We start from the raw sequence: 4299 nt of genomic DNA, 5'->3' as shown, positions 1-4299 counted from the left end.
GGGGGGGGGGTTGGGGCGCGGGGGGGGGTGTTCGGGCGCCACCGCCCGGGGCCCCCCCCCCCCCCCCGGGCCCCGGGGGCGCCCGGGGGGGGGGGGGGGGGGGGGGGGGGGGGGGGGCTCACCCCCGCCCGGCCCCCCGGCCACTACCCCCCCCCCCCCCCCCCACCTCCGCTCCCCTGCATGCTTGAGCTACTACTCGTTGCGAGCCGTGTTAAAGACGCGGACGTGGCGATAAGGCTCGCGGCCGTAGCTGTGGGAAACCAGATTGGCCTGGCGCACCATTTCGTGCTGGTAGCGGCGGATGGCCGCGCCTACGGGCCGCAGGTCGGCGCTGGTCTGGCCCGACTGGACGGCGGCGATGGCGCGTTCCGTCTCGGCGATGGCCGACTCAAAAGGGTCGGCGGACGCGGGCGCCTCCAGGCCCAGCGCCTCCACCAGGAAGCGCTCCATCTGGCTGACCGTGTTGGCCCGCAGGACGTAGACGGAAACGTTGTGCTGCTCGGCGTCGCTGACGAGGCGGCGGCGCTTGCGGTAGTAGCTCTTGAGCGTGACCAGCACGTCCGCCTCCTCCAGCGTCTCGGCCACCACCAGCTTCACGCCCAGGTGCTTGGCCGCCTGGTAGAGCCGGTTGCGGGCCACGCCATAGGCGAAGACGCGGATGGTGCGCCCCCCGCCATTGCGCGCGCCGCCGTTGCCCGCGCTGTACGTCTCGGCGCTCACGCTGCCATCGTCATCGCCGGCCGGTACGAACTCGCGCGTCGGCGGCAGGGCCGGCGTGGGGCGGCGGTCGTCGCCGCGCCGGCCAGGGCCGCCCGGTTGCCCGCCCAGGCCGCCCATACTCCCGGCCATCGGCCCGCCGGCAGTGGGGCCGCCGGCGGCCGGGCCAACTCCGCGCACCTCGCGCCCGCGCCCCTGGCGCATGCCGGGGCCGGTCGTGCGCCGTCCGGTGACGGCGGCCGAGGTGATGATCAGGTTTTGGCGCTCGCTGTGGATCTGGCCGTCGTCATCGGTATAGCGCAGTTCGACCTGCACCGGCTCGCCGCGCAGCATGGCATCGACGGAGCTGGTCACGTCGCGGTGGATCAGCAGGTGGCGGCGATCCTGCAACTCGATGAGCACGTCGAACGTGGGCGGCGCGCGCCGCTCCAGGACGGTCTTCTGCGTGCCGCGGCGGCGCGCCTCTTCGTCGGACAGGGTGACGCTCTCGATGCCGCCGACCAGGTCGGACAGCGTCGGGTTCAGCAGCAGGTTTTCCAGCGTGTTGCCGTGGGCGGTGCCGATGAGCTGGACGCCGCGCTCGTTGATCGTGCGCGCCGCCTCGGCCTCGCGCTCCCGGCCGATCTCGTCGATGACGATGACCTCGGGATTGTGGTTTTCCACGGCCTCGATCATCGTCTCGTGCTGGTGGGACGGGCGCGGGACCTGCATGCGGCGGGCGCGGCCGACGGCCGGGTGAGGGATGTCGCCGTCGCCGCCGATCTCGTTGCTGGTATCGACGATGATGACGCGCTTCTTCTCGGCCAGCACGCGGGCCATCTCGCGCAGCATCGTCGTCTTGCCCACGCCGGGGCGGCCCAGGATGAGGATGCTGTGCCCTTCGGCGATGATGTCCTCGATGATCTCGATGGTGCCGTAGACGGCGCGGCCGACGCGCAGGGTCAGGCCGACGACCTGGGCGTGCCGGTTGCGGATGCCGGAGATGCGGTGCAGCGTGCGGGCGATGCCGGCGCGGTTGTCGTCGTCGAAGTCGCCGATGCCGGCCACAACCTGATCGATCTCCTCGCGGCTGACCTCCGTCTCGTGCAGAACGCGCTCGCCGTCCGTGTAGCGGGCCGTGGGCACGCGGCCGAGATCCATGACGATCTCGAGCAGTTCGTCCTCGTTTCCCTCGCGCTCAACGCTTTCTTCGATTGTCTGCGGCAGAATAGAAAGTAGTGTGCGTAAGTCTTCGTGCGACTGTTTAGAATCCATGATGGCCTATACAGTGCCTCAGCCCTGATCCTGATTCGACGGCGGTTGGAAGTGCCGGATCATGGGCGATGAGGCGGGTATTCTCTGTCCTTCCAGGGCGACAGCCGTTTCCGGCATGGCCCGTGATACGTGATGAACGGTGTGGCGCACCATCACCGCCTGGCTGCTATCGACCACAAATCCGCTGCGCGTCAGGGTGCTGGGCAGCCAGCTTTCGTAGCGCCGCACGCAGCAATAGACCCGTTGCGGTTCGCCGGCGAAGGCCATTTCCAGAGCGGAGGCGACGATCTCATCCGCCTCCGATTCGGCGTCGGGGTGGATGAAGAAGCGCAACCAGGAGGCGATTGGCCCTCTTCGAATGGTCACGAAAGCGGCCAACTCGTCGCCGTCGCGCAGCACCCAGCTTTCGCCGTCGCCGGTGGGCGGCGCAGGCTCGACCAGTTGCACCAGCCGGGGGACGGTGTTGGCGTAGAGCAGCTGGATATCCCAATCGTCGGCCGGCAAGCGCCGGGTGAGCGGGCGCGCCGCCGCGCCGCGCGGCCGGTAGTTCGCCGCGTCCACGCCCCACACGTCCTGGCGAGTGTAGACGGCGAAACCCGCCCGGCGCAACACCAACATCTCCGACCCATGTTCGTCGGCCTCGGCGATGACGTGGTGGATGCCACGCTGCCGGCCAACCTCGGCCACGGCCCCATCGAGCAGGGACAGCCAGATGGCGCACTCGGGGCTGTGCAGCGGCGTCAAGTCCGCGGCGTGGCTGTTGGCCGGGTCGCAGCGCGGGCTGATGTAGAGCACGCGAGCCTGCGGGCCGCCGTTGGAGACACGCAACTGGATGAAGCCGGCGCTCTCGCCGTTGTCGGGTTTCCAGACGAAGGTGGGGTACTCGCCGCCCACCAGCATGCTGACGAGCGCGCCCCGCAAGGGGTGATAATTCTCGATCCGGGCGGAAGCGGTATGCAGCGGGATACCTCGTTCGCCCAGACGGCGAATCAGGGTTAGATCGCGCAAGTCAAAGGGCCGGACCATTGCGGTAAGTGTAACAATGCCCAGGCGGGTTAGCAAGGGCGCAAAGCAATTGATTAGGAAGAGGGCGGGGGAGCAGGGGGGCAAGAGGCAATTAACAGCAGGCCACGTGGATTTGCGATTCTCCCCTGCTCCCCCACTCCCCTGCGCCCCCGCTCCCAACCTACCCCAAGCATGCGCTTTCCTTACTGTTTACACACTGTTAACCCCCACCTATTGACGCGGTGCGGCATACGCGGCCATAATCGGTAGCATTATGAATCGCACTGATATTACAACTGACTATCACATGCACTCGACTTTCAGCGTGGATGGCCAGGACTCCATCGAGGCGCTCTGCTGGCGGGCGCTGGCGCTCGGCTTTAACGAGATCGCCATCACGGAGCACGCCGAATGGCACCCCCACTGGCGCGGGACGCTGGACGTTGACGGCTACTTCATCGAACTGGAGCGCTGCAAGCGGCAGTTCGCCCCGCGCGGGCTGGCCGTTCTCAGCGGCGTCGAGTTGGGCAACCCCCACGACTTTTCAGCGGAGGCCGCGGCCCTGCTGGCCGGCTATCCGTTCGAGGTGCGCGTCGCCTCGCTGCATTGGCTCTACGATCACAACATCCACGACGCGGCCTGCTTCGCCGGGCGCGATCCGCTGGACGTGTACGCCGACTACTTCGCCGCGCTCGGCCACATGGCCGGCGACTTCTCCGACATCGACGTGGTGGCTCACTTCGACCGCATCCTGTGGCGCGGCACGCTGCTGGGGGCCACCTTCCAGCCGGCGGCGCTGGAAAGCGTCATACGCGACGCGCTGGCGACCATCGCCTGGCGCGGTCTGGCGCTGGAGCTCAACACGCGGCTGTTGAATCAGACGCCCGGCTGGCGGCCGGCGCTGGTGACGATGTTGCGCTGGTTCCGCGAAGAGGGCGGCCGGCGCGTCGTGGTCAACTCCGACGCCCACCGCGTCGGCCAGATGGGGCAGAATCTCGATCTGGCCCGCGCCGTGCTGAGCGACGCCGGGTTGATGCCGACGGTGCTGGGCGTGACGAGCGACGCGCTAGGGGTTAGGGGATAGGTTCTAGGGGCTAGGGAAGAGCGCTCTTCCCTAGTCCCTAGAACCTATCCCCTAGTCCCTATTTGTCATTCGACTGTCACGCTCTTGGCCAGGTTGCGCGGCTGGTCTACGTCCGCGCCGCGGCGAACGGCGATGTGGTAGCTGAGCAGCTGGAGCGGCACGACGTTGACGATGGGGGCCAGCAGCGGCGACGCCTCGGGCACGTAGATGACGTGGTCGGCCTCGCGCTGGATGGCCTC

General features: G+C 68.4%; 3 protein-coding genes. 1 reads left to right on the top strand and 2 read right to left on the bottom strand.

Going from position 1 to position 4299, the window contains the following annotated elements:
* Nucleotides 1-192: 192 nt before the first annotated feature.
* Nucleotides 193-1971, bottom strand: a complete 1779-nt coding sequence (locus ACE3UY_RS00840; protein ID WP_374685663.1) for a R3H domain-containing nucleic acid-binding protein — start codon at nucleotides 1969-1971, stop codon at nucleotides 193-195.
* Nucleotides 1972-1989: 18 nt separating this feature from the next.
* The gene (locus ACE3UY_RS00835; RefSeq protein ID WP_374685662.1) at nucleotides 1990-2979 is read right to left on the bottom strand and encodes a hypothetical protein; all 990 of its coding nucleotides are present in this window, start codon (nucleotides 2977-2979) and stop codon (nucleotides 1990-1992) included.
* A gap of 304 nt (nucleotides 2980-3283) precedes the next feature.
* On the opposite strand from ACE3UY_RS00835, the gene ACE3UY_RS00830 reads away from it, so the two are divergent.
* The gene (locus ACE3UY_RS00830) at nucleotides 3284-4060 is read left to right on the top strand and encodes a PHP domain-containing protein (protein ID WP_374685661.1); all 777 of its coding nucleotides are present in this window, start codon (nucleotides 3284-3286) and stop codon (nucleotides 4058-4060) included.
* The last annotated feature ends 239 nt before the right edge of the window (nucleotides 4061-4299 follow it).

Source organism: Promineifilum sp. (SeqCode) (genome assembly GCF_041918635.1).
Lineage (GTDB): Bacteria > Chloroflexota > Anaerolineae > Promineifilales > Promineifilaceae > Promineifilum.
The sequence above is the reverse complement of the archived record's forward strand: the minus strand, read 5'-3'. Positions and strand labels throughout refer to the sequence as shown.

Coding starts and splice junctions, on each gene's coding strand:
- ACE3UY_RS00840 (WP_374685663.1), bottom strand. CDS start 1,971: ATGGATTCTAAACAGTCGCACGAAGACTTACGCACACTACTTTCTATT.
- ACE3UY_RS00830 (WP_374685661.1), top strand. CDS start 3,284: ATGCACTCGACTTTCAGCGTGGATGGCCAGGACTCCATCGAGGCGCTC.